The sequence below is a fragment of the Bacteroides sp. 1_1_30 genome (genome assembly GCF_020982715.1).
In the GTDB taxonomy this organism is placed as follows: Bacteria; Bacteroidota; Bacteroidia; order Bacteroidales; family Bacteroidaceae; genus Bacteroides; species Bacteroides xylanisolvens.
This window is the reverse complement of sequence record NZ_JAJKHN010000088.1, coordinates 1-25,808: the sequence shown is the minus strand read 5'-3', so window position 1 is coordinate 25,808 and position 25,808 is coordinate 1. Positions and strand designations below refer to the sequence as shown.

The 25,808-nt window shown below is 43.1% G+C and carries 22 protein-coding genes and 1 pseudogene; 19 read left to right on the top strand and 4 right to left on the bottom strand.

The window, feature by feature from the left end; genetic code table 11:
* On the top strand, nucleotides 1-633 hold a 633-nt coding region (gene rpiA / locus LPH68_RS21160), incomplete at its 5' end, for a ribose 5-phosphate isomerase A (RefSeq protein ID WP_230297120.1).
* Between the two features lie 526 nt (nucleotides 634-1,159).
* Here rpiA and LPH68_RS21155 read toward each other — a convergent pair.
* Nucleotides 1,160-1,381 carry a carboxypeptidase-like regulatory domain-containing protein gene (locus LPH68_RS21155; protein ID WP_008024747.1) on the bottom strand — a complete coding sequence of 74 codons (222 nt, stop codon included), beginning with the start codon at nucleotides 1,379-1,381 and terminating at the stop codon, nucleotides 1,160-1,162.
* Nucleotides 1,382-1,723: 342 nt separating this feature from the next.
* Here LPH68_RS21155 and LPH68_RS21150 point away from each other — a divergent pair.
* Together LPH68_RS21150 and LPH68_RS21145 are read left to right on the top strand one after the other, a co-directional pair.
* A pseudogene (locus LPH68_RS21150) lies at nucleotides 1,724-4,693 on the top strand (SusC/RagA family TonB-linked outer membrane protein); the annotation flags it as partial.
* 11 nt (nucleotides 4,694-4,704) lie between these two features.
* Nucleotides 4,705-6,318 carry a SusD/RagB family nutrient-binding outer membrane lipoprotein gene (locus LPH68_RS21145; protein ID WP_004314144.1) on the top strand — a complete coding sequence of 538 codons (1,614 nt, stop codon included), beginning with the start codon at nucleotides 4,705-4,707 and terminating at the stop codon, nucleotides 6,316-6,318.
* A gap of 282 nt (nucleotides 6,319-6,600) precedes the next feature.
* Here the strand turns inward: LPH68_RS21145 and LPH68_RS21140 are convergent, their stop codons facing one another.
* Nucleotides 6,601-6,999: a response regulator gene (locus LPH68_RS21140; RefSeq protein ID WP_004314143.1), complete on the bottom strand. Its 399-nt coding sequence runs from the start codon at nucleotides 6,997-6,999 to the stop codon at nucleotides 6,601-6,603.
* Nucleotides 7,000-7,117: 118 nt separating this feature from the next.
* Between LPH68_RS21140 and LPH68_RS21135 the strand changes: the two genes are divergently transcribed.
* From LPH68_RS21135 to LPH68_RS21100, 8 genes are all read left to right on the top strand, one after another.
* Nucleotides 7,118-8,755 (top strand): ABC-F family ATP-binding cassette domain-containing protein, encoded by a 1,638-nt coding sequence (locus LPH68_RS21135; protein ID WP_004314142.1) that lies wholly within the window; start codon nucleotides 7,118-7,120, stop codon nucleotides 8,753-8,755.
* 88 nt (nucleotides 8,756-8,843) lie between these two features.
* Nucleotides 8,844-9,425, top strand: a complete 582-nt coding sequence (locus tag LPH68_RS21130) for a zeta toxin family protein (RefSeq protein WP_004314141.1) — start codon at nucleotides 8,844-8,846, stop codon at nucleotides 9,423-9,425.
* The gene (locus LPH68_RS21125; RefSeq protein WP_004314140.1) at nucleotides 9,415-9,615 is read left to right on the top strand and encodes a hypothetical protein; all 201 of its coding nucleotides are present in this window, start codon (nucleotides 9,415-9,417) and stop codon (nucleotides 9,613-9,615) included. The genes LPH68_RS21130 and LPH68_RS21125 overlap by 11 nt, the downstream gene beginning before the upstream one ends.
* 17 nt (nucleotides 9,616-9,632) lie before the next feature.
* Nucleotides 9,633-10,043 (top strand): DUF6769 family protein, encoded by a 411-nt coding sequence (locus LPH68_RS21120; RefSeq protein WP_008024755.1) that lies wholly within the window; start codon nucleotides 9,633-9,635, stop codon nucleotides 10,041-10,043.
* Between the two features lie 85 nt (nucleotides 10,044-10,128).
* The gene (locus tag LPH68_RS21115) at nucleotides 10,129-11,364 is read left to right on the top strand and encodes an efflux RND transporter periplasmic adaptor subunit (RefSeq protein WP_061448609.1); all 1,236 of its coding nucleotides are present in this window, start codon (nucleotides 10,129-10,131) and stop codon (nucleotides 11,362-11,364) included.
* Between the two features lie 143 nt (nucleotides 11,365-11,507).
* Entirely contained in the window at nucleotides 11,508-14,606 is a 3,099-nt protein-coding gene (locus tag LPH68_RS21110) for an efflux RND transporter permease subunit (protein ID WP_151935866.1), read from the top strand.
* Between the two features lie 157 nt (nucleotides 14,607-14,763).
* A complete protein-coding gene (locus tag LPH68_RS21105) occupies nucleotides 14,764-15,948 on the top strand; it encodes a TolC family protein (protein WP_230297119.1) in 1,185 nt (394 codons plus the stop codon).
* 264 nt (nucleotides 15,949-16,212) lie between these two features.
* Nucleotides 16,213-17,040, top strand: coding sequence for a hypothetical protein (locus tag LPH68_RS21100; protein ID WP_008641179.1), 828 nt, complete (start codon nucleotides 16,213-16,215; stop codon nucleotides 17,038-17,040).
* A gap of 15 nt (nucleotides 17,041-17,055) precedes the next feature.
* Here the strand turns inward: LPH68_RS21100 and LPH68_RS21095 are convergent, their stop codons facing one another.
* Nucleotides 17,056-18,588, bottom strand: a complete 1,533-nt coding sequence (locus LPH68_RS21095; protein WP_008641177.1) for an rRNA cytosine-C5-methyltransferase — start codon at nucleotides 18,586-18,588, stop codon at nucleotides 17,056-17,058.
* A 108-nt stretch (nucleotides 18,589-18,696) separates the two neighbouring features.
* Between LPH68_RS21095 and LPH68_RS21090 the strand changes: the two genes are divergently transcribed.
* The 6 genes from LPH68_RS21090 to LPH68_RS21065 all read left to right on the top strand — a co-directional run bounded on the left by LPH68_RS21090 (nucleotide 18,697) and on the right by LPH68_RS21065 (nucleotide 23,132).
* Nucleotides 18,697-19,482, top strand: a complete 786-nt coding sequence (locus LPH68_RS21090; RefSeq protein ID WP_008641175.1) for a DUF6249 domain-containing protein — start codon at nucleotides 18,697-18,699, stop codon at nucleotides 19,480-19,482.
* Complete coding sequence (locus LPH68_RS21085; protein WP_004314132.1) at nucleotides 19,479-20,030, top strand: RNA polymerase sigma factor; 552 nt, start codon at nucleotides 19,479-19,481, stop codon at nucleotides 20,028-20,030. Before LPH68_RS21090 ends, LPH68_RS21085 begins: the two co-directional genes overlap by 4 nt.
* Nucleotides 20,011-20,340: a DUF5056 domain-containing protein gene (locus LPH68_RS21080; protein WP_008024769.1), complete on the top strand. Its 330-nt coding sequence runs from the start codon at nucleotides 20,011-20,013 to the stop codon at nucleotides 20,338-20,340. Before LPH68_RS21085 ends, LPH68_RS21080 begins: the two co-directional genes overlap by 20 nt.
* Nucleotides 20,341-20,526: 186 nt before the next feature.
* The gene (cls, locus tag LPH68_RS21075) at nucleotides 20,527-21,798 is read left to right on the top strand and encodes a cardiolipin synthase (RefSeq protein WP_008641173.1); all 1,272 of its coding nucleotides are present in this window, start codon (nucleotides 20,527-20,529) and stop codon (nucleotides 21,796-21,798) included.
* A 39-nt stretch (nucleotides 21,799-21,837) separates the two neighbouring features.
* Nucleotides 21,838-22,632 carry a thymidylate synthase gene (locus LPH68_RS21070; protein WP_008024773.1) on the top strand — a complete coding sequence of 265 codons (795 nt, stop codon included), beginning with the start codon at nucleotides 21,838-21,840 and terminating at the stop codon, nucleotides 22,630-22,632.
* 5 nt (nucleotides 22,633-22,637) lie between these two features.
* Nucleotides 22,638-23,132 (top strand): dihydrofolate reductase, encoded by a 495-nt coding sequence (locus tag LPH68_RS21065; RefSeq protein WP_004315768.1) that lies wholly within the window; start codon nucleotides 22,638-22,640, stop codon nucleotides 23,130-23,132.
* 46 nt (nucleotides 23,133-23,178) lie between these two features.
* On the opposite strand, the gene LPH68_RS21060 is transcribed toward LPH68_RS21065, so the two are convergent.
* Nucleotides 23,179-23,658, bottom strand: a complete 480-nt coding sequence (locus LPH68_RS21060; protein ID WP_004315769.1) for an Lrp/AsnC family transcriptional regulator — start codon at nucleotides 23,656-23,658, stop codon at nucleotides 23,179-23,181.
* 152 nt (nucleotides 23,659-23,810) lie between these two features.
* Here LPH68_RS21060 and LPH68_RS21055 point away from each other — a divergent pair, with 152 nt between their 5' ends.
* Nucleotides 23,811-25,088 (top strand): IgA Peptidase M64, encoded by a 1,278-nt coding sequence (locus LPH68_RS21055; RefSeq protein WP_004315770.1) that lies wholly within the window; start codon nucleotides 23,811-23,813, stop codon nucleotides 25,086-25,088.
* A 98-nt stretch (nucleotides 25,089-25,186) separates the two neighbouring features.
* Nucleotides 25,187-25,726 carry a GNAT family N-acetyltransferase gene (locus LPH68_RS21050; protein WP_008024780.1) on the top strand — a complete coding sequence of 180 codons (540 nt, stop codon included), beginning with the start codon at nucleotides 25,187-25,189 and terminating at the stop codon, nucleotides 25,724-25,726.
* Nucleotides 25,727-25,808 lie beyond the last annotated feature (82 nt).

Below are 25,808 nucleotides of genomic sequence, written 5' to 3'. Positions count from 1 at the left end.
ATCAAGAGAAAAGCTCACGTAAAGCAAAGCTTTTCTCTTGATTTTTTAGAAAGAGGAACATTTACTGAATATCCCTATCTAACTCTGTTCGAACTGGCGCGACGGATTCGTGAAGAGCACTTGCATATTGAAGTGATTCCCGCCTCTCAAGAAATCTCGATGACTTGCATACAGCTAGGCATCCCACAAACTATCCTTTGGAATAAGCGCCCCGACTGGACATTTGACGGAGCGGACGAAGTAGACCCGCAGCGAAACTTGATTAAAGGACGTGGCGGAGCTATGTTCAAAGAAAAACTGCTCATTAGAAGCAGCCGCAAAACGTTCATCATCATCGACCCCAGCAAGCGCGTCAATCTGCTAGGAAATAAATTTCCCATTCCGGTAGAGGTCTTTCCGGACTCACTAACTTATGTAGACCATGAGCTGCAACGACTGGGTGCATCAGAAATCGTCCTGCGTCCAGCCCACGGCAAAGACGGGCCTGTCTTTACAGAAAATGGGAATTTCATCCTCGACACCCGTTTTAACTATATCGATTCTTCGCTCGAAGAACAACTCAAAACCATTACCGGTGTCATAGAGAGCGGTCTTTTCATAGGTTATGATGTCGAAGTTATCATGGCAGAGTAAAACAACGTAAACTGGAAAATCGCATTTTGTAGAGATATGAATTAAATTTGTTCTAGTACAAATAAATATAGTATAGCTCTGTATCTATTTCATTTAGCAGAATTGAGTTGTACGACACCCGGGTGTCGGTATGTATGAGACCCGGGTGTCGTACAAGTTATTATTACAGTATCTTGCATTCTTCTTTACTATAAGTCATAACTCCAATCACTGTCAGACTATAGCATTTAATTTATAACCCTTAAAACACAGATATTAAAACGTCATCAAACATATTTTTATTCAAAGCCGAAGATAATTGAAATAATAGGGAGAACACTGGGAAATTCATTAAAAATTCGGGTAGAATATTACCCCCCATCTCAAAATCAATGAGAAAAAGAGACTACTAAATAAACAAGAACAGATAAAGGAAATTTCAATAAAAGAAACCGGAAGAACCGGACAAATTGCGAAAATAGAAACAAAACAACTGAAAAACAATAAGATAGAAGAAGAAAACACGAAAAAACAGGAAGAAAAAAGATCAATAAGTCTTAGCAGAACTTGGTACATTTGCGATTGTAAACTTACCGTCAATATCAGTGATAGTACCAAGGGTAGTGCCATTCACCAATATTGAAGCACCTACGACAGGTTGTCCATCTTCTTCAGAAGTAACCAAACCGGTAACTCTGGATGTCTGCGCTGTCATCAGACCTATACCTATAAAAAGGAAGGTCATTAAGAACATCAATTTTCTTTTCATAAATTCTCTCTTAAATTTAACCTATAAACAGATTTTTTGTCTCTAACAGGTTGCGAAGATAATACTAATTATGACAAACCGGAAAAAGTGTTACGTATTTAACTAAAAAGTATTATTTTGCAAGCAGTTATCCAGCAAAAAGCAACAAACTATAACTATGAATATTCAATTTAATATATTTTAAAATAGAATTTCTATCATAAAGATATTGTCCAAAAAGATATTTTCAAGATAAAAAGAGCATTATTTCCTCCCAAATGGTATCTTTTTATCATTTTGCATCTCTCAAAAGACTAAAGAACTATTAACAATGATGAAAACTGAAACGACCATGCACCAAGTTCTGCTAAAACTTTGCGCATTTCTTATGTAGGAATGATTTCGCAGGACGTTTCCATCAAACCGGGAATAATAAAAGTCGTATTAAAAAGTGACGCGAAGGCACTGGATGAGGTTGTAGTGACAGCCATGGGTATCTCGCGTGAAAAGAAAGCACTGGGTTACGCCGTTCAGGACGTAAAATCAGATCAGCTGACGCAGGCTGCCAACTCCAATCTGGCAGGAGCGCTGCAAGGTAAAGTATCCGGTTTGGACGTTAAGCCTTCAAGTGGTATGCCAGGAGCTTCTTCACAGATCACCATCCGTGGTGCACGTTCCTTCTCGGGTGACAACACTCCGCTTTACGTTATCGACGGAATGCCAGTAACCAGTACGCCGGACGTTAGTACAGACATACAGAACAATGGTAGTGTGAGCGGAGCCGACTTCGCCAACCGTGCGGTAGATATCGACCCTAATGATATTGAAAGTATCAACATTTTGAAAGGACAGGCTGCTTCTGCACTTTATGGTATCCGTGCATCCAATGGTGTGATTATCATCACAACCAAAAGTGGTAAAGGACTGGAAAAAGGCAAACCGCAGGTTAGCTTCTCGTCTAATGTCAGCTTCGATGTAGTCGGTCGTCTGCCGGAGTTCCAGAAAACATACGCACAAGGTTCGGGTGGAGTATTCAGCACTACTTCGGGAACGTCTTGGGGACCTAAGATTTCCGAACTTCCAAACGACGCAACGTATGGAGGTAACACGGATAACGAATACACGCAGAAGTTCGGTAAGCAACAGGGAAAATATTATGTTCCCCAGCGTGCAGCAGCCGGTCTTGACCCGTGGGCTACTCCACAGGCGTATGACAATGCAAAAGACTTCTTCGACACAGGAATCACCTGGAGCAATTCATTGAATGTAGCGCAGATGCTCGACAAGAGCTCCTACTCTATCTCATTGGGAAATACACATCAGGACGGTATTATCTCAAGCACTGGTATGGACAGATATAATGTAAAGGTTAGTGCTGACACGAAACTGACCAACAACTGGAGTTCCGGATTTACAGCTAACTATATCACTACTTCTATCGACAAGGCAGTGACTTCCGGTAACGGTCTGTTAAGAACGGTTTACGCAGCTCCTCCCAGCTATGATCTTGCCGGTATTCCAAGTCACGTAGACGGTAACCCGTACACACAGAATTCTTTCCGTGGTAGCTTTGACAACGCTTATTGGGCGATGGAAAACAACAAATTCACAGAAGATACCAACCGTTTCTTCGGAAATGTATACGCAAGCTATCAGACTGATTTTGGTACAACCAACCACAAGTTGAACGCAAAATACATGGTCGGCGTGGATGCTTACACCACTCACTATGTAGACAGCTACGGATACGGTAGTAATACCGGTGGCGGTCGCGGACAGATCGAAAACTACGGCTGGACGAACGCTACATACAACTCTTTGCTGACCATCAACTATGACTGGCGCATCAACGAGGACTGGGGATTGAATGCTGTATTGGGTAACGAAATTATCCAAAGTAACAGAAAGAAGTATTATGAATATGGTACGAACTACAACTTCCCGGGATGGAACCACATCAACAACGCCACTACTCAACAGACAGAGGAAGAGACGTGGAAAAACCGTACAGTGGGATTCTTCGGTAACGTATCGGCTTCTTACAAAAATATGCTTTATCTGACCCTCACCGGACGTCAGGACTACGTATCTAATATGCCACGTAACAACCGTTCGTTCTTCTATCCTTCTATTTCGGCAGGCTTCATCCTGACGGAACTGGATGCATTGAAAAACAATGTTGTTAATCACGCTAAATTGAGAGTATCTTATGCGGAAGTAGGACAAGCAGGGGATTTCCTCGAAAACTACTACTCAACTCCGACATACGGAGGTGGTTTTTACACACTGACTCCGATCATGTATCCGATGAAAGGTACTACTGCCTATACTCCGTACTACACGATTTTCGACCCGAAACTGAAACCGCAGAACACACGTTCGTATGAAGTGGGTACTGACGTGAACTTCCTCGATAACTTAATCACATTCAGTTATACGTACTCACGCCAGAATGTAAAAGACCAGATTTTTGAAGTGCCTTTGGCTTCTTCTACCGGTGCCAGCAAACTGCTCACCAACGGTGGTAAGATTCATACCAACACGCACGAATTCACTCTCGGCTTCAACCCCATCCGGACGAAGAATATCAACTGGGATTTTGCATTCAACTGGACGAAAATCGATAACTACGTAGATGAACTGGCACCGGGTGTAGAAAATATCTCTCTGGGTGGTTATGTTACTCCGCAGGTACGTGCTTCGGCAGGTGAGAAATTCCCTGTAATCTATGGTGTAGGTTTCAAGAGAGATGAAAACGGTAATCGTCTGGTAGACGAAAACGGTCTTCCTATCGCTGGTGAAGCACAGGTAATCGGAAAGGTTTCTCCGGACTTCCTGATGGGTTTCAACACCACATTACGTTTATGGAAGTGTACAATCAGCGCAGTACTCGACTGGAAACAGGGTGGCCAGATGTACAGCAGAACAACCGGACTGGCAGACTACTACGGTGTCAGCAAGAGAACGGAAAACCGCGAAGGTACCATCATCTTCGACGGATACAAAACCGATGGAACTAAAAATGATATCGCTATCACAGGTGCAAACGCACAACAGGTATTTTACAGCCGCCTGAACGATATTGACGAATCTTCTGTATATGACAATTCTTTCATCAAACTGCGTGAAGTGGCTGTCAACTACAAAATTCTTCAAAAACGTTCGATAGAACTTTCTGTAAACGCATTTGCCAGAAATATCCTGATCTGGGCTCAATTGCCTGACCTCGATCCGGAAGCCAGTCAGGGTAACAACAACATGGCAGGAGCATTTGAAGATTATTCAATGCCGCAGACAGCTAGTTTCGGCTTTGGTTTCAACATTAAATTTTAATCTGCAAGACAATGAAAAAATATAAATCAATAGGAAAATTGCTGGCAGTTTCTTTCTTGACTGCTGCCATTGCTTCTGCTTGTACGGAAGACGCAATGGATAAAATCAATGAAAACCCTAACAATCCTCTGGATGCGCCTGCAAAATTTTTGATTACAGACTTAGGGGTAAGCACTGCATTCAGCACTGTGGGAGGGGATTTCTCGCTCTATTCTTCTGTTTACATTGAACACGAAACGGGTATATCCAACCAGCTTTACCGGGCGGAAGTACGTAGCGGAGAGCCTACAACGGCTACTACCTACAACAACGCATGGATCAACGTGTATTCAAATATCAAGAACGCTAAAATCGTTATCAAGAAGTGTGAAGAAGATCCTTCGGAAAAAGGAAACGTAGTGACGGAAGCAATTGCTAAAATCCTGCTCGCTTACAACGGAGCAGTGGCTGCCGATGTATTTGGAAATACACCGTACAGCCAGACTGGTATCCTCAATCCGGACGGCACACCAATGTATATGCAGCCCAAAATAGATACGCAGGAAAGCATTTATCAGGAAGTGATGCAGAATCTGGATGATGCCATCACTCTGCTGAATAACGGTACTGCCAAAGATGCAGGTCTGTCCGGCGCAGTCGGTTCTAAAGACTTGATCTACGGTTCAAACACCAGTACTCAAGCAAGTATGTGGCTCAAGACAGCTTATGCGTTAAAAGCACGCTATACAATGCGTCTGCTCAATAAAAGTGCCAATAAGACAACTGATCTTCAGAACATTCTTACTTATGTGAGCAAATCATTTGCTAATGCAAGTGAAGAATGTAAACTGGCTGTTTATGACGCTGATTCGCAGTTGAATCCGCTTTGGTCATTCAGCTATAGCCGTAACAGTTTGGCAGCCAGTGCCAGTCTGATTGAAAAGTTTGTTGAGCGCAATGACCCCAGAGCACCGCAAGCATTTCTGGAGCCCGATCCCACCGGCTATATTGCTTATGGATACGGAGGTACGCAAGCTACAGACATCGCAGGTATCAAAGCGGCTCCTAACGGAACTCCGCAAGAGTTGCAGAACAATTATGGTATGTCAATGATATCATGGGCAATGTCGGCTCCTACTCTTTTAATCAGTTATCACGAAGTGAAATTCCTCGAAGCAGAAGCATTATGCCGTTTGGGAGGCAGACTGAGTGAAGCTAAGAATGCTTTAAAAGCTGCAATCACTGCCGGATTCGAGAATCTGGAAAACTCAATTATAGATGCCGCCGACACTTGGGTATATGATGGTGACAGCGGTTTGGGGGCAGATGTAGCAGAAACCTATTTCACGGATGAAGTAGAACCGTTATTCGATGCCAACCCTCTGCAAGAGACAATGATACAGAAGTATCTCGCCTTCTTCGGTGCATCCGGCGAATCACTGGAAGCCTATAACGACTACCGTCGTTTGAAAGGTGCAGGAGAAAACTTCATTGTACTGAAGAACCCGCTGAACAACAATAAGTTCCCATTGCGCTTCGGTTATGGAGCAGACGACGTATTGGCAAATCCTGAAGTGAAAGCTGCTTTCGGTGATGGCCAGTATGTATATAGCGAAGCTGTCTGGTGGGCCGGCGGAAACAAATAATGAACTTAAAATCTCTCAAAGGAGAGACTTTACATAGAGTCGTTTCTGTACTCTAACAAATTAACAGAGGCGAACAAAAATAGGCCAACCGTGAGGTTCGCCTATTTTATTTTATCCAATTTCATCAGATGAATGCTCAAATATAATAGAGAAAAAGGAATATTCAACGGCATCTTTTACATACCATTTTTCTACCCAATCATACTCTTTTTCTACGCTATTCCGTATTTAACGTTTAAGCATCTTTTAAATAAATTAAAAAAATTCCCGTACCAATCAATTTCACCACTGCAAATCGGGTAGATATTTGCTTAAAGTAGTGCGGAGAATACTCAAAGTAATAGGTTTCACCAACACTTCAGTTGCTCCTGCGTTCATTGCGTTTTCCTTATCCGAGCTGAAAGCATAAGCTGTCTGCATGATAATAGGAATTTCGGTATTAGACTCACGAATTATCTTCGTTGCCTCCAACCCGTTCATCACCGGCATCTTGATATCCATCAGCATTGCTTTGGTTCTTTCCTGATGCTGTTGAAACAACTCCACCATTTCCTGCCCATTTTTAGCCCACTCGATATCACACTTTTTGCCTATGATAGCCTTGATTAATTTAAAGTTGCTGTCATCGTCTTCAGCTACTAAAATTAAGGGTCTGAATTCATTCATTTGTTCGCTTTCCATATCGCTTATATATTGTTTTTTTATCTGTTTTTTGAGATTAATCTCCCTTTTCAGCCCGCAAGTTATAAAAAAGATTCATATATTTCGCTATCTTTGCGCCTCAATTTAAAAGAATAGTATGATTTCTGTTGACGGACTAGCCGTAGAGTTTGGCGGCACTACTTTATTTAGTGATATTTCTTTCGTAATTAATGAAAAAGACCGCATCGCACTGATGGGTAAAAATGGGGCGGGAAAAAGTACGCTGCTGAAAATTTTGGCAGGCGCACGACAACCGACACGTGGAAAAGTTTCCGCGCCCAAAGATTGCGTAGTAGCCTATCTGCCTCAACATCTGATGACGGAAGACGGAAGAACAGTGTTTGACGAAACGGCACAAGCTTTTTCACATCTACATGAAATGGAAGCGCAGATTGAAAAACTGAACAAAGAGCTCGAGACACGGACGGATTACGAGAGCGACAGTTACATGGCGCTGATTGAAGAAGTGTCTGCCTTGAGCGAGAAGTTTTATTCGATTGACGCAACTAATTATGAAGAGGATGTGGAAAAGGCATTGCTCGGATTAGGGTTCACCCGGAGCGATTTTCAACGCCAGACGAGTGATTTCAGCGGTGGATGGCGGATGCGCATCGAGCTCGCTAAGTTGCTGTTGCAGAAACCGGACGTACTCTTGCTCGATGAGCCGACGAATCATCTGGATATTGAATCTATTCAATGGTTGGAAGATTTCCTTATTAATAACGGGAAAGCAGTTATCGTAATCAGCCACGACCGCAAATTCGTGGATAATATTACAACACGCACCATCGAAGTGACGATGGGACGTATTTATGATTATAAAGTGAACTATTCCCAATATCTGCAACTGCGTAAGGATCGCCGCGAACAGCAGCAGAAGGCATACGACGAGCAGCAGAAGTTTATTGCTGAAACGAAGGAGTTCATCGAACGATTCAAAGGAACATATTCAAAGACGTTGCAGGTACAGAGCCGCGTCAAAATGCTGGAAAAGCTGGAATTGCTCGAAGTCGATGAGGAGGATACTTCTGCATTACGACTGAAATTCCCGCCTTCCCCCCGTTCGGGCAGTTATCCGGTTATCATGGAAGGTGTCGGAAAGGCATACGGAGAGAAAGTGGTGTTCCGCAACGCTAACCTGACGATTGAGCGTGGTGATAAAGTAGCTTTTGTCGGTAAAAACGGTGAAGGTAAATCTACACTCGTGAAATGTATCATGAAGGAAATCGAACATGACGGTACACTGACTTTAGGACATAATGTACAAATCGGATATTTCGCTCAAAATCAGGCTTCGTTGATGGATGAAAACCTGACGGTTTTCCAAACGATTGATGATGTAGCCAAGGGGGATATCCGGAACAAGATTCGTGATTTACTGGGTGCCTTCATGTTTGGTGGTCCCGAGGAATCAATGAAGAAGGTGAAAGTACTTTCGGGTGGGGAGCGTACCCGCCTTGCCATGATTAAATTGCTGTTGGAACCTGTCAACCTCCTGATCCTGGATGAGCCGACGAATCATCTGGACATGAAAACGAAAGATATCCTGAAACAGGCATTGCTGGATTTTGACGGCACGCTGATTGTTGTTTCACACGACCGTGACTTCCTCGACGGACTGGTGACCAAGGTATATGAGTTCGGTAATCAAAAGGTGACGGAACATCTTTGCGGCATCTACGAGTTCCTCGAAAAGAAAAAAATGGATTCGTTGCAAGAACTGGAAAAGAAATAATAAATAATAAAAAGAGGGTATCGGCTGCAGGCGGAATAAAAGTATTTGTATATTTGCAACATCATTTATAACAGGCAGTTAGAAAAAAATGGATGAAACAAGGCAGTTATACATTATAAGCGGATGTAACGGAGCTGGTAAAACAACAGCTTCCTACACTGTACTGCCTGAAATTTTATTATGCAAAGAGTTCGTTAATGCGGATGAAATCGCCAAAGGTTTATCACCGTTCAATCCGGAAAGTATGGCTATAGAAGCCGGCCGTCTGATGTTGAAACGTATTAATGAACTATTAGCTGCTAAAGTAAGTTTCTCTATTGAAACAACATTGGCAACCCGTTCATACACCCGGCTCATTCAAAGAGCACAAAATGCCGGATATAAAGTCAGCTTGATTTATTTCTGGCTGAATTCTCCGGAACTTGCCGTCAACCGTGTATTACAACGGGTCAATGAAGGGGGACATAATGTACCGATGGACGTTATCTACCGCCGATATCAGGCAGGCATTAACAATCTGTTTCAGATTTATATGCCGCGTGTAGACTATTGGCTGTTAGCCGATAACAGTATTTCTCCTCGAGTAATTGTAGCCGAAGGTTACCAACATGGCGAGGATCGAATATATGAACTTGAACTTTTTAAATGCATCAAGAATTATGTCAAATAATGAAATGCAAGAATTGAGCGATAAATTACGACGCGGTCTTCAGCTGGCAGAAAAGCGATTGCTGGAAAAAAATGCTCGCAATGGTAAACTCCTTAGTCAGGGAACACCAGATGGAAAAGTAATTTATGTATCAGCAACAGAATTGCTGGAACGTTTGCAAGAGAAAGAAAAGGAATCAATAAAAAAATAAATTCTCTAAAAGAAAGGATGAAAGGGAAGAAACGAATAATAGTAACTCTGCTGTTTTTAATCAACATCATAATGTTGGTGGCAGCCGTTATTCCCCATCACCATCACCCCAACGGAATGATTTGCATGAAGCAGGACTTGCCTGTAGAACAACAATGTCCCACGCATCATCATCACCCGGGAAACGATTCATGTTGCAGCAGCGAATGTATGACTCGTTTCTACTCTCCCACTCCATCCGTACATACGGATAGCGGACCGGATTATGTATTCATCGCTACCCTGTTCACGGATGTAATCATCGAACATCTATTACGGCCACAAGAGAGACGGATTAAGAACTATTACGTCTACCGAGACTCTCTGCATGGCACGGATATACACCGTGCCACTCCTCTTCGTGCCCCTCCCTACTCTGTTTTTGCGTAAAAGCGTAAATGCAAATCAGTTGCATTTGCGTTACCTTATCTTTGTAGCGTAAAAAAACAGTAAAATTTAGTAGGAAAATATCATTATGAAAAAACTTATTTTCGTAGGAATCCTAGGCTTATTCGTGCTGGGTTCCTGTAATAATAGTACCGTCACACACACACACAATGAACACGATCATGCCACAGAAGGACATAATCACGAGGCAGAGGGTTCCGATCATTCTCATGAAGGCGAATGTAGCGGAGAACACAACCATGAAGCGGCCGATGGACATAACGAGTCTGCCGAAGCGCACAGTGATGAAATCATCCTTCCGAAGGCAAAAGCTGAAGCAGCCGGTGTCAAGGTGAGCGTTATCGAACCTGCACCTTTCCAGCAAGTGATTAAAACCAGCGGACAGGTGCTGGCTGCCCAAGGTGATGAATCGGTTGCCGTAGCTACAGTGGCCGGCGTTGTATCTTTCCGTGGAAAAGTAACGGAAGGAATGAGCGTCGGCAGCGGCACGCCGCTAGTCACGATTTCTTCAAAAAATATCGCCGACGGTGATCCGGTACAACGTGCCCGCATTGCCTACGAGGTATCTAAGAAGGAGTACGAACGTATGAAAGAGCTTGTTAAAAACAAGATTGTATCTGACAAGGATTTTGCACAGGCAGAGCAAAGTTATGAAAATGCCCGCCTTAGTTACGAAGCCCTTTCCAAGAATCATTCGGCTATCGGCCAAAGTATTACAGCTCCTATTGCAGGATATGTGAAAAGCATTCTTGTGAAAGAAGGTGACTATGTGACCATCGGACAACCGCTGGTGAGCGTGACGCAGAATCGTCGTCTTTTCCTCCGTGCCGAAGTGTCGGAAAAGTATTATCCATACCTCCGTACAATCAGTTCCGCCAATTTCCAGACTCCTTATAATAATCAGGTGTACGAGCTGAAAGCATTGAACGGCAAACTTCTCTCTTTTGGAAAAGCTGCCGGAGACAACTCTTTTTATGTGCCTGTCACTTTTGAGTTCGACAATAAAGGGGAAGTGATCCCCGGATCATTCGTAGAGGTGTTCTTGCTTTCTTCAACGATGGAAAACGTACTGTCTCTTCCACGCACGGCACTGACAGAGGAACAAGGAATCTTCTTTATCTACCTGCAACTGGACGAAGAGGGTTATAAAAAACAGGAAGTAACGATAGGAGCCGACAACGGTAAAAGTGTTCAGATCCTGACCGGAGTGAAGGCTGGCGACCGTGTAGTGACCGAAGGTGCTTATCAGGTTCGACTGGCAAGCGCTAGCAATGCCATCCCGGCACATAGTCACGAACATTGATTAAATGAAGAATTAGAAATGAAGAATGAAGAATTTGGCTGCGCAATAATTGGTATATGTTTATTGCACGTGCTGCATAGTCATTCTTAATTCTTCATTTCTAATTCTTCATTCTTAATTCTTAATTCTTAATTCTTAAAGAAATGCTTAATAAAATTATACATTACTCCCTACACAACCGGTTGGTTGTAGTCTGCGCGGCCATCCTCCTGCTAATTGCGGGAACGTATACCGCCATGCATACGGAAGTAGACGTATTCCCCGACCTGAACGCACCTACGGTAGTCATCATGACCGAGGCCAACGGTATGGCTGCGGAAGAAGTTGAACAGCTCGTCACTTTTCCTGTTGAAACTGCCGTAAACGGAGCTACGGGTGTGCGTCGTGTCCGCTCTTCTTCTACCAACGGATTTTCCGTTGTCTGGGTAGAATTTGATTGGGGAACCGATATTTATCTCGCTCGCCAGATTGTTAGCGAGAAGTTAGCGGTGGTGAGTGAATCACTGCCGGTCAACGTTGGTAAACCGACACTCGGCCCACAATCTTCCATCTTGGGCGAAATGCTCATCGTCGGTCTGACTGCCGACTCCACTTCGATGCTCGATCTTCGTACGATTGCGGACTGGACTATCCGTCCCCGTCTATTGTCTACCGGAGGAGTGGCACAGGTTGCCGTACTCGGAGGAGATATCAAAGAATATCAGATTCAGCTGGATCCCGAACGGATGCGTCATTACGGCATTTCGATGGGAGAAGTGATGGCTGTGACACAGGATATGAACCTGAACGCAAATGGAGGTGTGCTCTACGAATTTGGAAATGAATATATTGTACGCGGTGTACTTTCAACTTCTAAAACAGAACAACTTGGCAAAGCGGTAGTAAAGACAGTGAACAACTTCCCTGTCACGCTGGAAGATATTGCGGACGTAACCATCGGACCGAAAGCCCCGAAACTGGGAACTGCTTCAGAGCGTGGAAAATCTGCCGTACTGATGACTATTACCAAACAGCCGGCTACCAGTACGCTGGAACTGACGGATAAATTGGAAGCATCTTTGAAAGACCTGCAAAAGAACCTGCCACCGGACGTAAAAGTTTCAACAGACATATTCCGTCAAAGCCGTTTTATCGAAAGTTCCATCGGCAATGTGAAGAAATCACTCTTTGAAGGAGGTATTTTTGTAGTAATCGTACTCTTCCTGTTCCTGGCAAATGTGCGCACTACATTGATTTCATTGGTAACGCTGCCTCTTTCTCTGCTCGTTTCGATTCTGACGCTGCATTACATGGGACTGACAATCAACACCATGAGTCTAGGAGGTATGGCGATAGCCATCGGATCATTGGTAGACGACGCCATCGTCGATGTGGAAAACGTGTATAAACGACTACGGGAGAACCGTCAGAAAGCAGAAGCGGAAAGGTTAAGTACACTCGAGGTGGTATTCAATGCTTCGAAAGAAGTGCGGATGCCTATACTTAATTCGACACTGATTATCGTTGTCAGCTTTGTTCCGTTGTTCTTCCTTAGCGGAATGGAAGGCAGAATGTTGGTTCCGCTGGGCGTTGCCTTTATCGTGGCATTGTTCGCGTCGACAGTGGTTGCTCTGACGCTGACTCCGGTGCTCTGTTCTTATCTATTAGGAAGCAATAAGACAAACAAGGAACTGAAAGAAGCTCCCCTTGCCCGTTGGATGAAAGGGGTTTACGAAAAGGCACTGACTTGGGTGCTCGCACACAAACGAGTGACACTTGGAAGTACAATCGCACTCTTTGTGGTTGCGCTCGGAGTGTTCTTTACCCTCGGACGCAGCTTCCTTCCTTCCTTTAACGAAGGTTCGTTCACCATCAATATCAGTTCTCTACCGGGTATTTCACTGGAAGAAAGCAATAAAATGGGACAGCGGGCAGAAGAATTATTGATGACGATTCCCGAAATACAAACCGTAGCCCGGAAAACGGGACGTGCCGAACTGGACGAGCACGCGTTAGGGGTAAACGTTTCTGAAATAGAAGCTCCGTTTGAACTGAAAGATCGTTCGCGCAGTGAACTGGTAGCTGATGTACGTGAAAAATTGGGTACTATCACCGGGGCAAATATAGAAATCGGACAACCAATCAGCCACCGTATCGACGCTATGTTATCGGGTACGAAAGCGAATATCGCTATCAAGCTGTTCGGAGACGATCTGAATAAAATGTTCTCACTCGGTAATCAAATTAAAGGAGCTATCAGTGATATTCCCGGTGTTGCCGACCTGAACGTGGAGCAACAGATTGAGCGTCCGCAGCTGAAAATACAGCCTAAACGGGAAATGCTGGCTAAGTTCGGTATTACCCTGCCGGAGTTCTCGGAATATGTGAACGTAGCTTTGGCTGGAAAAGTGATCTCGCAGGTTTATGAACAAGGCAAGAGTTTCGATCTGATCGTGAAAGTGAAGGATGATGCCCGGGATGAAATAGAAAAAATCCGGAACTTGATGGTAGATACGAACGACGGTCGCAAAGTTCCTTTGAGCTATGTAGCAGAAGTGGTATCAGCCATGGGACCGAATACGATCAACCGCGAGAATGTAAAACGTAAAATTGTGATTTCTGCCAATGTGGCCGACCGCGATTTGCGTAGTGTTGTCAATGATATTCAGAAGCGCATCGACACATCGGTGCAACTGCCCGAAGGCTATCACATCGAGTATGGCGGACAGTTTGAAAGTGAACAGGCTGCCAGCCGGACACTGGCGTTGACTTCATTTATCAGCATTGTAGTAATCTTCTTGTTATTGTATAATGAGTTCCGCAGCGTGAAAGAGTCGGGCGTCATCTTGCTGAATCTTCCGCTGGCACTGATCGGTGGTGTATTTGCTTTGGTGATTACAACAGGAGAGGTCAGTATTCCGGCTATCATCGGTTTCATTTCCTTGTTCGGTATTGCAACGCGTAACGGTATGTTGCTCATCAGCCACTACAATCATTTGCAAAAGGAAGAAGGTTTGAATGTGTACGATAGTGTAATCCGAGGTTCTCTCGACCGTCTGAATCCGATTTTGATGACGGCATTGTCTTCTGCACTGGCACTGATTCCATTGGCACTCGGCGGCGACTTGCCCGGTAACGAAATTCAAAGTCCGATGGCAAAAGTGATTTTAGGAGGATTATTAACGTCTACTTTTCTGAACGGTTTTATCGTTCCGATTGTTTATCTGATGATGCATCGGAAAAAGGCCCAGGAAAGCCTGTAGTGGGTGATGTTTTTCCTCGGTGAGGAAACCATCGTTCCCCGGTGAGGAACCAAGTGTTTCTCGGTGAGAAACGGATCGTTCCTCGGTGCCAAACAAATAGATGCCTTATCATAAAGTATCTATCAACAATAGCTTGTAATAAATAAAGAAATTAGAAATGAAACAAATCATGACCATAAGCGCTGCACTTCTTTTCTTAACCATAGGCAAAGTGCAAGCCCAAAACGGAATTGAACAGGTATTGAAGAATATCGAAACGAACAATAAGGAGTTGCAGGCAAACGAGCAACTGATTACTTCGCAGAAGCTGGAAGCTAAAACGGATAATAACCTGCCTGATCCTACTCTTTCTTACGCACATCTGTGGGGAGCGAAAGATAAAAGCGAAACAATCGGCGAACTGGTTGTTTCACAGAGCTTTGATTTCCCTAGTTTATATGCTACACGCAACAAGTTGAATCGTCTGAAAGCCGGAGCTTTTGACAGTCAGTCGGATGTTTTCCGTCAAGAGAAGCTGTTACAGGCGAAAGAACTTTGCCTGGATATTATCATGCTTCGTCAGCAAAAGCATATTCTGGAAGAACGCCTCCGCAATGCGGAAGAACTTGCAAAGATGTATGCCAAGCGTCTTCAAACAGGAGATGCAAATGCTCTCGAAACCAACAAAATCAACTTGGAACTGTTGAATGTCAGAACAGAAGCGTCTCTGAACGAAACAGCACTCCGCAACAAACAGCAGGAGCTGAATACGCTGAATGGTAATATTCCGGTAGTTTTCGAGGAAAACCAATATCCGGCTATACCTTTCCCAAGCGATTATCAAATATTGAAATCGGAAGTCATGGCAACAGACCGTACTCTTATGGCACTCGGCAACGAGAGTCTTGTTGCCCGCAAACAGATTGCTGTCAATAAATCCCAATGGCTGCCCAAACTGGAACTCGGCTACCGCCGGAACACAGAAACAGGCGTACCTTTCAACGGTGTAGTGGTAGGTTTCTCTTTCCCGCTTTTCGAAAACCGGAATAAGGTAAAAATCGCTAAAGCACAGGCTCTTAACATTGACTTGCAAAAGGATAATGCTACCCTGCAAGTAGAGTCCGAATTGGCACAGCTTTACCGGGAAGCGAAAACACTGCACGCTTCGATGGAAGAATACAGCAAGACTTTCCAGTCGCAACAAGATCTGTCACTGCTGAAACAAGCTTTGATAGGTGGACAAATTAGTATGATTGAATATTTCGTTGAAGTTTCTGTCATCTATCAAAGCCATCAAAATTATCTGCAACTGGAAAATCAGTACCAGAAAGCAATGGCACGGATTTACAAGAGTAAGCTGTAAATAGTACATAAAATCCTTTAGACATGGATTACGCCGAACATATTAATTTCTATTTTAAGTGATGTAAGTATGTTTATATAATAATTTCAGGCACGGATTACACAGATTTCACGTTTTTCAGCAATATGATTACCATAAAGCAACAGCGTAATCCGTGTAACCCGTGCCTGAATATATCTCCCCTCTCCCTCTCATTTTCTTCAAGTTCCAACTAAATATTTCAAAATAATATGTTACATTTGCAACGAACATAAAATACAGATTATGAGACCTAAACAATTCTATCTATTCATGTTATGTTGCATCCTTACACTATTCAGTGGATGTAAAGAGGATGAAGAAAATCCACTTCGTTTTTACAACAGTGAATATGAAGTGCCCATGGGTGGCAGACGTTACCTTGGACTGGAAAGCGGAAATGGTGATTACTCACTTGAAGTTAAAGACACACGCATCGCAAGCGCAGGAACCGAAACCGGCTGGACCGGAGTACCTGCCGGACGTATGATTTATGTTACCGGTATTCTCACCGGGCAAACTTATCTGACAGTAACGGACAACGCCACACAAGAAACCTGCACCCTGCCAATCAAGGTTGTCGACAATTACGAGGATATAAAGTTGCTCCGCAGCTACTTGTCTAACTTACCAAACGGAGACGCAAATCTTCTACCCGGCATTTCCGACATTTTTCTAATTAACAATCACGCACGGGATGCTTATTTTTTCAAACAGGGAGAACAAACAGCTTTTTCATCCGGACTAACCTTAATAACTCGAGGAAGATACAAACTGGAAAAAGAAGAAGAAAATAATGAGAAAGCTATACTAACTCTCACCTTTTCGGAAGATGCGGCAACACCTATTTCCAATCATAAATTCATCTTGTGGGGAAACGCATACGTATTTCACCGCTTGGATAAAAGCTTGAATCTGAATTGGAATACTCCACCCATCGGAGAAACGCGGACATCACCTGCGCCACCTCCTTCCTACACGCTGGAAGAAATCGCTGGAAGTGAACCAGGCACAGGCAAACAAATTAGTTTTACCCTTTCCGAACAGGAAATACCTGCCGGAATACTGCCTTAATCAGCAGGGTCTTCTTTAATCAACTGTACTTTCCGATAATATGCGTATATTTTCCGGCAAGTATCCGCTACGGATACGCCATTCTTGCGGATAAAGATTATTGGCACGATTGCCGATATTCTTCACAAATCCGAGAGGAATATGCCGGTACGTAAGCAAAACATATCCACGAGGGGCTGTTACCGGCAAGGTAATGGCCTCTTTTCGTAAATAAGTGATAGCCTGTTTATAACTTATTTCTTCCGTAGCGAAAGCTTCCCGGCATAAAAGTGAACTACACATCGCCAATGCATGGTCAGGTATCAAATCCTTTCCTTTCACTTCTCCTATCTCCACTCCTGCCGATACGATTTTCAGGCATTGTTTCATCGCCATTAATTCATCAGCATAATGCTTTGAAAAAGCCCGGATACTTGTTCCTTCTGCCGACAATATATACTTGTCCGAATTTTCATCATTCAGCCAGCTTTTTGCAATATTCAGCTGTTCTTTCGAAACAGGAGAAGATGCTGCTCCTCCTTTCTTATCTTTCTTTTTAGAAGTCTTCTCCTTGGCGAAAGAAGATACCGGAATCTCGTCTCCTGTCTCCGGCTTCCGAAAAGCTGCCAGGAAAAAGCCTTCGCCTTTCGTCTTATGAGGGAAAAAATGATAGACAGGAATAGAAGATTTAGAACCATCACAATTATCCGGTAAAAGATCTCCTGTTATATTCCAATTTTCCTGTACCTGCACAGTTAACAGTTCGGCTCCATACTCTTGTTGAATCCAACGTGCATTCTCTTCGTCCTCTTTTGTATTAAATGTACACGTACTATATATAAGAATTCCCCCAGGCTTCAACGTGTCCCAAATATCTCCAATAATCCGCCGTTGCCGCTGCCAACAGATTTCTACATTCTCGGGACTCCACTCTTCTACAGCAACAGGGTCTTTACGGAACATACCTTCACCGGAGCAAGGGACATCTGTAAGAATCACGTCAAAGAAAGACGGCAAAGCCGCAAAATCTGCCGGATCATTATTGGTTACCACTACATCCGGATGTCCCCATTTCGTTAAATTCTCCGCAAGAATCTGCGAACGATTCCGGATGACTTCATTAGCCACCAGTAAACTCCCTTCAGGAAGCACACTACGGGCATGAGTAGACTTTCCACCGGGAGCCGCACAAAGATCCAGCATCTTTACCGGTCCGGTGACATACTGCCGGAGCACCTGCTCCACAAACATAGAAGAAGCCTCCTGAACATAATAACAACCTGCATGAAACAATGGATCAAACGTGAAAGTGAGACGCTCATCCAAGTAAAATCCTTCGGAAGACCAAGGGACTTGATTAAATTCAAAATTGAAAGCTGAAAGTTGAAAATCAGTAATACAGCCTGCTTGCGGTACAATTCTGCATTTTCCATTTTCAATTTTTAATTTCCCATCATTCAACCGGATGCTGACAGGTGGTTCTTGTTGGATGGCAACAGCTAATTTGTCGTATTCTTTATCGCCCAGCAGGGAACGGGTATAGTCTATAAAAGAAGCGGGTAATTCCATTTTTCGTTATTAATTTCCGCAAATATCAAAAATATTTCGTCTCTTTGCAACTTTCTATGATATTAACTACGTCTAACAGACAAAGAAATAAATTAAAAAACTATTGATATGAAAAATTTTCTATTAGCATTGATGGTTGTACTGACCACTTGCACACTGGCTATTGCCCAAAACCAAACTACTGTTGTCCGCGATTCCGTCGGAAAAGTAAAGGTAACTGTGACCAAAGACAATAAAGCAAAAACAAACAATACTGCTGTCACAGTCATCGGTGTAGATACAGCGGACACTGATTCCACAGAAGTAGATGCAAACTCAAGTAATATCAGTACTGGTCATGGTAAGGCCAGTTTTACATTCGAATCGGATGACGACGATTTCCCATTCCACGGATTTGGTATTAATGGAGGTATTCTCGTAGCAATCATATCGATCATCGCAGTATTCGGATTTCCGGTATTCATTCTGTTTGTAATCTTCTTCTTCCGTTATAAAAATCGGAAAGCACGCTATCGTCTTGCCGAACAGGCACTCGCTGCAGGTCAGCCATTGCCAGCAGAATTTATTCGTGAAAACAAAACGGTTGACTCACGTTCACAAGGCATCAAGAACACCTTTACAGGTATCGGTCTTTTCATCTTCCTTTGGGCAATCACCGGTGAATTCGGAATTGGAGCGATCGGTTTACTCGTTACATTTATGGGTATCGGACAATGGATCATCGGTAGTAAACAACAGGCTCAAGGTACAGATGCTCTCCGGACGTATACTACCCATAAAGATGAAAAAAAGAATCAGGATAACGTCAAAAACGATAGCTTCGAAATCATCCCTTCTGAATCCGAAGAGAAAGACAAAGGAGTAAACGAAGAAAAGAACGACGGGAATAAATGAGCCAACTCAATGATATATCGTTAGTCGCGCAGGTCGTGGTGTTCAAGAACACCAGGGCCTTCGACCAGTTGGTGGAGAAGTACCAGTCGCCCATCCGGCGATTCTTCCTGAACCTGACTTGCGGCGACAGCGAATTGAGTGACGACCTTGCACAAGATACATTTATCAAAGCATATACAAACATTGCCTCTTTCCGAAACTTGTCAAGTTTCTCTACGTGGCTGTACCGTATTGCTTATAATGTTTTTTATGATTATATTCGCAGCCGGAAAGAGACAGCCGACTTGGATACAAAAGAAATAGACGCCATCAACAGTACCGAACAAGAGAATGTAGGACAGAAAATGGATGTTTATCAGTCACTCAAAATGCTGAAGGAAGTGGAAAGAACCTGCATTATGTTGTTCTATATGGAGGACATTAGTATTGACAAAATAGCAGGTATTGTAGGAGTACCATCAGGAACGGTGAAAAGCCACCTGTCACGTGGAAAAGAAAAATTAGCAACGTATTTAAAACAAAACGGTTATGACAGAAATAGACAATGATAAGCTCTTGCGCGATTTCTTCGCAGAAAACAAGCAGGAAATAGCAGACAACGGATTCAGTCGCCGTGTCATGCACCATTTACCCGGTCGTAGCAACCACCTGGCTCGTATCTGGAGTGCCTTCGTAATGACTGTGGCTGCCGTACTTTTTGTATGGTTAGGCGGATTGGAAGCAGCTTGGGGAACAATAAGAGAAGTATTTATCAGTATGATTAATCATGGTACTACCGGCCTTGATCCAAAGTCAATTATTATCGCGGCTGTCGTATTATTATTTATGGCTACACGAAAGGTTGCTTCTATGGCATAAACAAAATAAATACAGATTAAAAGTCCAAAGCATAAGTTTCCCGGATTTTTATCTTTATGAGTCAAAGAACTCTTTATCCCTCTCTTTTAGTGTTAAACAATAATAAATCTACCCTTTACTCCAAGTAAGCCCAAACATAGATGTTGTATATTTGTTGCTCTGTAAACTAAAATAGAGAGAAGAGTTTTGAAACTACGTATATTTATTTTATTTCTGTTCCTGTCTTTATTACATGTTCAGGCAGATGTCATCGACAGTCTGATGACGCAGCCCAGAGACTCAATCGGACTAACAAGCGATTCCCTAGTACTGCATTTCTTGGAAGAGTCGGGAATCCCTATATCTGATAATAATAAAGTCAAACTGCTAAAAAGCGGACGGGAGAAGTTTATCGATTTATTTGAAGCCATCCGGGAAGCTAAACACCATGTTCATCTGGAATATTTCAACTTCCGAAATGACTCCATTGCTAATGCTTTGTTCACTTTATTAGCCGAAAAAGTGAAAGAAGGTGTTGAAGTACGAGCTATGTTTGACGCTTTCGGAAACTGGTCGAACAACAAGCCCCTTAAAAAGAAACACCTCAAGAAAATACGTGAACAAGGAATCGAAATCGTCAAGTTTGACCCGTTCACCTTCCCTTATATCAATCATGCCGCCCACCGCGATCATCGCAAAATTGCTGTTATCGACGGAAAAGTGGCATATACAGGCGGAATGAATATCGCCGATTATTATATCAACGGACTACCCAAAATCGGAACCTGGCGTGATATGCACATGCGTATCGAAGGGGATGCAGTCAACGATTTGCAGGAGATTTTCCTGACGATCTGGAACAAAGAGACTAAACAGAATATAGGAGGAGAAGCTTATTTTCCTCAACATGAGGAACAGACAGACAGCACAAATATCGTTGTAGCAATTGTAGACCGTACCCCGAAAAAGAATAGCCGTATGTTGAGCCATGCCTATGCCATGAGCATTTATTCGGCACAAAAGAATGTTCATATCGTCAATCCTTATTTTGTACCGACTTCTTCCATCAAAAAGGCGTTGAACCGGACAATCGACCGGGGAGTAGATGTAACCATCATGGTTTCCTCTGCTTCCGATATCCCTTTTACTCCGGATGCCGCACTTTATAAGTTACATAAACTGATGAAAAGGGGAGCTACTGTCTACATGTACAACGGGGGATTCCATCACTCGAAAATTATGATGGTGGACGACTTGTTCTGCACAGTCGGTACTGCCAACCTGAACAGCCGCAGCCTACGATATGACTACGAAACAAATGCCTTTATTTTTGATAAAAGAATAACGGGGGAATTAAATAATATGTTCCGAAACGATATCGAGCATTGCACCCAGCTGACACCGGAGTTTTGGAAAAAGCGTTCTCCCTGGAAGAAGTTCGTCGGCTGGTTTGCTAATTTATTCACTCCATTTTTGTAATTTTGTACGGAGAATCATTTTCACTGCAAATTATTCATTATGAAACAATACCTGGATTTACTCAATCGCGTGCTAACCGAAGGCACGGAAAAAAGTGATCGTACCGGAACCGGAACGATCAGTATCTTCGGTCATCAGATGCGTTTTAACCTTGATGACGGTTTCCCGTGTCTGACAACCAAAAAACTGCATCTGAAATCAATCATATACGAATTGCTTTGGTTTCTGCAAGGAGATACAAACGTGAAATACCTGCAGGAACATGGAGTACGTATTTGGAACGAATGGGCGGACGAGAACGGTGATTTGGGTCATGTCTACGGTTATCAATGGCGTTCATGGCCTGATTACAACGGCGGCTTCATCGACCAGATCAGCGAAGTAGTGGAGACACTCAAACACAATCCGGATTCACGCCGTATCATCGTTAGTGCGTGGAACGTAGCAGATTTGAACAATATGAATCTACCTCCCTGCCATGCATTCTTTCAGTTTTACGTAGCAAACGGGCGGTTGAGCCTGCAACTATATCAACGCAGTGCCGATATATTTCTCGGTGTTCCCTTCAACATTGCTTCATACGCATTATTACTGCAAATGATGGCACAAGTGACAGGTTTGAAAGCCGGCGATTTCGTTCATACTTTCGGTGATGCTCATATCTACCTGAACCATCTGGAACAAGTGAAGCTCCAATTATCACGGGAGCCTCGTCCATTGCCGCAAATGAAAATCAATCCGGACGTAAAAAACATCTTCGATTTTAAATTTGAGGACTTCGAATTAGTAAACTATGATCCGCATCCGCATATTGCAGGAGCAGTAGCCGTGTAAAAAATATGAGTAAAGTATCCATCATTGCTGCCGTAGACCGCCGCATGGCTATAGGCTTCGAGAATAAGCTTCTTTTCTGGTTACCGAATGATTTGAAACGTTTCAAAGCATTAACTACCGGAAACACCATACTTATGGGACGCAAAACTTTCGAGTCATTACCGAAAGGCGCATTGCCCAATCGAAGAAATATCGTTTTATCTTCCAATCCGGACACGGTATGTTCCGGTGCGGAAGTGTTTCCTTCACTCGAAACGGCTTTGAGAAGTTGCCGGGAGGATGAACATATTTATATTATAGGAGGGGCGAGCATTTATCAGCAGGCTCTGTCTTTTGCTGACGAACTTTGCCTGACAGAGATAGACAGTACAGCTCCCGAAGCTGATGCCTATTTTCCGGAAGTATCTTCAAAGGTATGGCAGGAAAAAAGCAGAGAAGCCCATCCTGCGGATGAGAAACATCTCTGCTCTTATGCTTTCGTTGATTACGTAAGAAAGTAAGAAAATTGTTTCTTACTGTGATCCAACCACGAATACTGACTAATGATTAATCTTCATCTTCTATGTCGACCATAATCGGCATCTGCCGCTTAATGGCTTCATGGAAGGAGATTAATGTTTCGGTACGCGCCAAGCCCAATGGTTGTAACTTATCGTGAATAATACTCAATAAGTGGTGGTTATTCTTCGCGTAAATTTTGATAAACATATCGTATTTTCCGGTAGTGAAATGACATTCCACCACTTCGGGGATAGCCTCTAAAGCTTTTGTTACCGAGTCAAAGGATTCGGGGTCTTTTAGATATATACCAATATAAGCGCAAGTCTCATATCCGATTTTCTCGGGGTCGATAACATACTCCGAACCTTTTAATATTCCTAGATTAGTAAGCTTCTGAATACGCTGATGGATCGCAGCACCGGAAACATTACATGCTCTTGCCACTTCCAAAAAAGGAATACGCGCATTCCCTGCAATCAGTCTCAGAATTTGCTCATCTAAAGCATCTAATTGATGATGTCCCATTTTTGAATCAAATTGTTTTTATCAATGAATCTTTTATGCAAAGTTAGCGATTTTTCGACAACAAATACTATAATCTATTACTTTTATTTGCAGAAAGCGGATAAGTCAACAATAGTTCGTACCTTTGCGAAAAACATAAATATACCATTTATATGAAACATATTTGCTGTATCATTCTGTGTTTCTACACTTCTATAGGAAGTTATGCCCAGAATTTTGCTGATTATTTTCAGAACAAAACAATGCGAGTGGATTATATCTTTACCGGGGATGCTACACAACAGTCTATTTATCTGGATGAGCTTTCACAGCTTCCCACCTGGGCAGGCCGTCAACACCATCTCTCCGAACTTCCCTTGGAAGGCAACGGACAAATTATTGTGAAAGACCTTGCCAGCAAACAGTGTATCTACAAAACTTCTTTCTCTTCTTTATTTCAAGAATGGCTGTCAACAGACGAAGCCAAAGAAACAGCTAAAGGGTTTGAGAATACCTTTCTTCTTCCCTATCCTAAACAGCCTGTGGAAATAGAAGTGACTTTATATTCTCCGCGAAAGAAAACAATGGCTACTTACAAACATATCGTGCGTCCGGATGACATATTGATTCATAAACGGGGAGTATCACATGTTACTCCACACCGGTATATGCTGCAAAGTGGCAATGAAAAAGACTGCATAGATGTTGCTATCCTGGCAGAGGGATATACAGAAAAAGAAATGGATATATTCTATCAGGATGCACAACGTACCTGCGAAAGTTTGTTTTCGTACGAGCCGTTCCGTTCCATGAAGGGTAAATTTAATATTGTTGCCGTAGCCAGTCCTTCAACGGATAGCGGTGTCAGTGTTCCTCGCGAAAATCTGTGGAAAGAAACGGCGGTTCATTCTCATTTCGATACCTTTTATTCAGATCGCTATCTGACTACCAGCCGGGTAAAGTCTATCCACAATGCATTGGCAGGCATCCCCTACGAACATATCATTATCCTCGCTAACACAGATGTATATGGCGGAGGAGGAATATACAATTCTTATACGCTGACCACAGCTCATCACCCCATGTTCAAACCGGTGGTAGTGCACGAATTCGGACACAGCTTCGGCGGATTGGCCGACGAGTATTTTTATGAGGATGATGTGATGACGGATACTTATCCACTGGATGTCGAACCGTGGGAACAGAATATTTCAACACAGGTAAACTTTGCTTCCAAATGGAAAGATATGCTTCCGTCAGACACTCCGATCCCTACTCCTATTGCTGAAAGAAAGAAATATCCGGTAGGAGTATATGAAGGAGGCGGCTATTCCGCTAAAGGTATTTATCGTCCTGCCTACGACTGTCGCATGAAAACAAACGGATACCCGGAGTTTTGCCCGGTTTGTCAACGTGCCATCCGCCGAATGATTGAGTTTTATGTTCCTTAATTGAATAACAATCATCGATGGTAACCAATGGTAAATACTCATCCAAAAACAAAATCAATATACAATCATATTATTGTCAAACTTAAAACCCAAACCTCATGATTAGACTTCAACCAATCAGTACGTCGGACCTGCAACATTACAAATTCATGGAAGAGCTCCTGATTGATGCATTTCCACCGGAAGAGTACCGTCAGCTGGAACAACTGCGCGAGTACACTGACCGTACGGGCAACTTTCATAATAACATCATCTTCGATGATGACTTGCCAGTCGGCTTCATTACCTATTGGGATTTTGACAGTTTCTACTATGTAGAACACTTTGCAACCAATCCTGCCCTGCGAAATGGAGGTTATGGAAAACGTACACTGGAATACTTGTGCAATTATTTAAAACGCCCGATCGTATTGGAAGTAGAACGTCCGGTGGAGGAAATGGCCAAACGACGTATCAGCTTTTATCAACGCCAGGGCTTTACACTATGGGAAAAAGACTACTGTCAACCTCCTTACAAACCCGGAGATGATTTTCTTCCCATGTATTTAATGGTACACGGAGAGCTGGATTGTGAAAAGGATTTTGAAACAATCAAAAAGAGAATACATAAAGAAGTATATGGAGTAAAAGACAATTAAAAAAGAATCCCGATAGAAAGAGTTGTACAAATGTGTAATACTGTCTCTTATACACATCTCCGAGCCCACGAGACCATGGCTA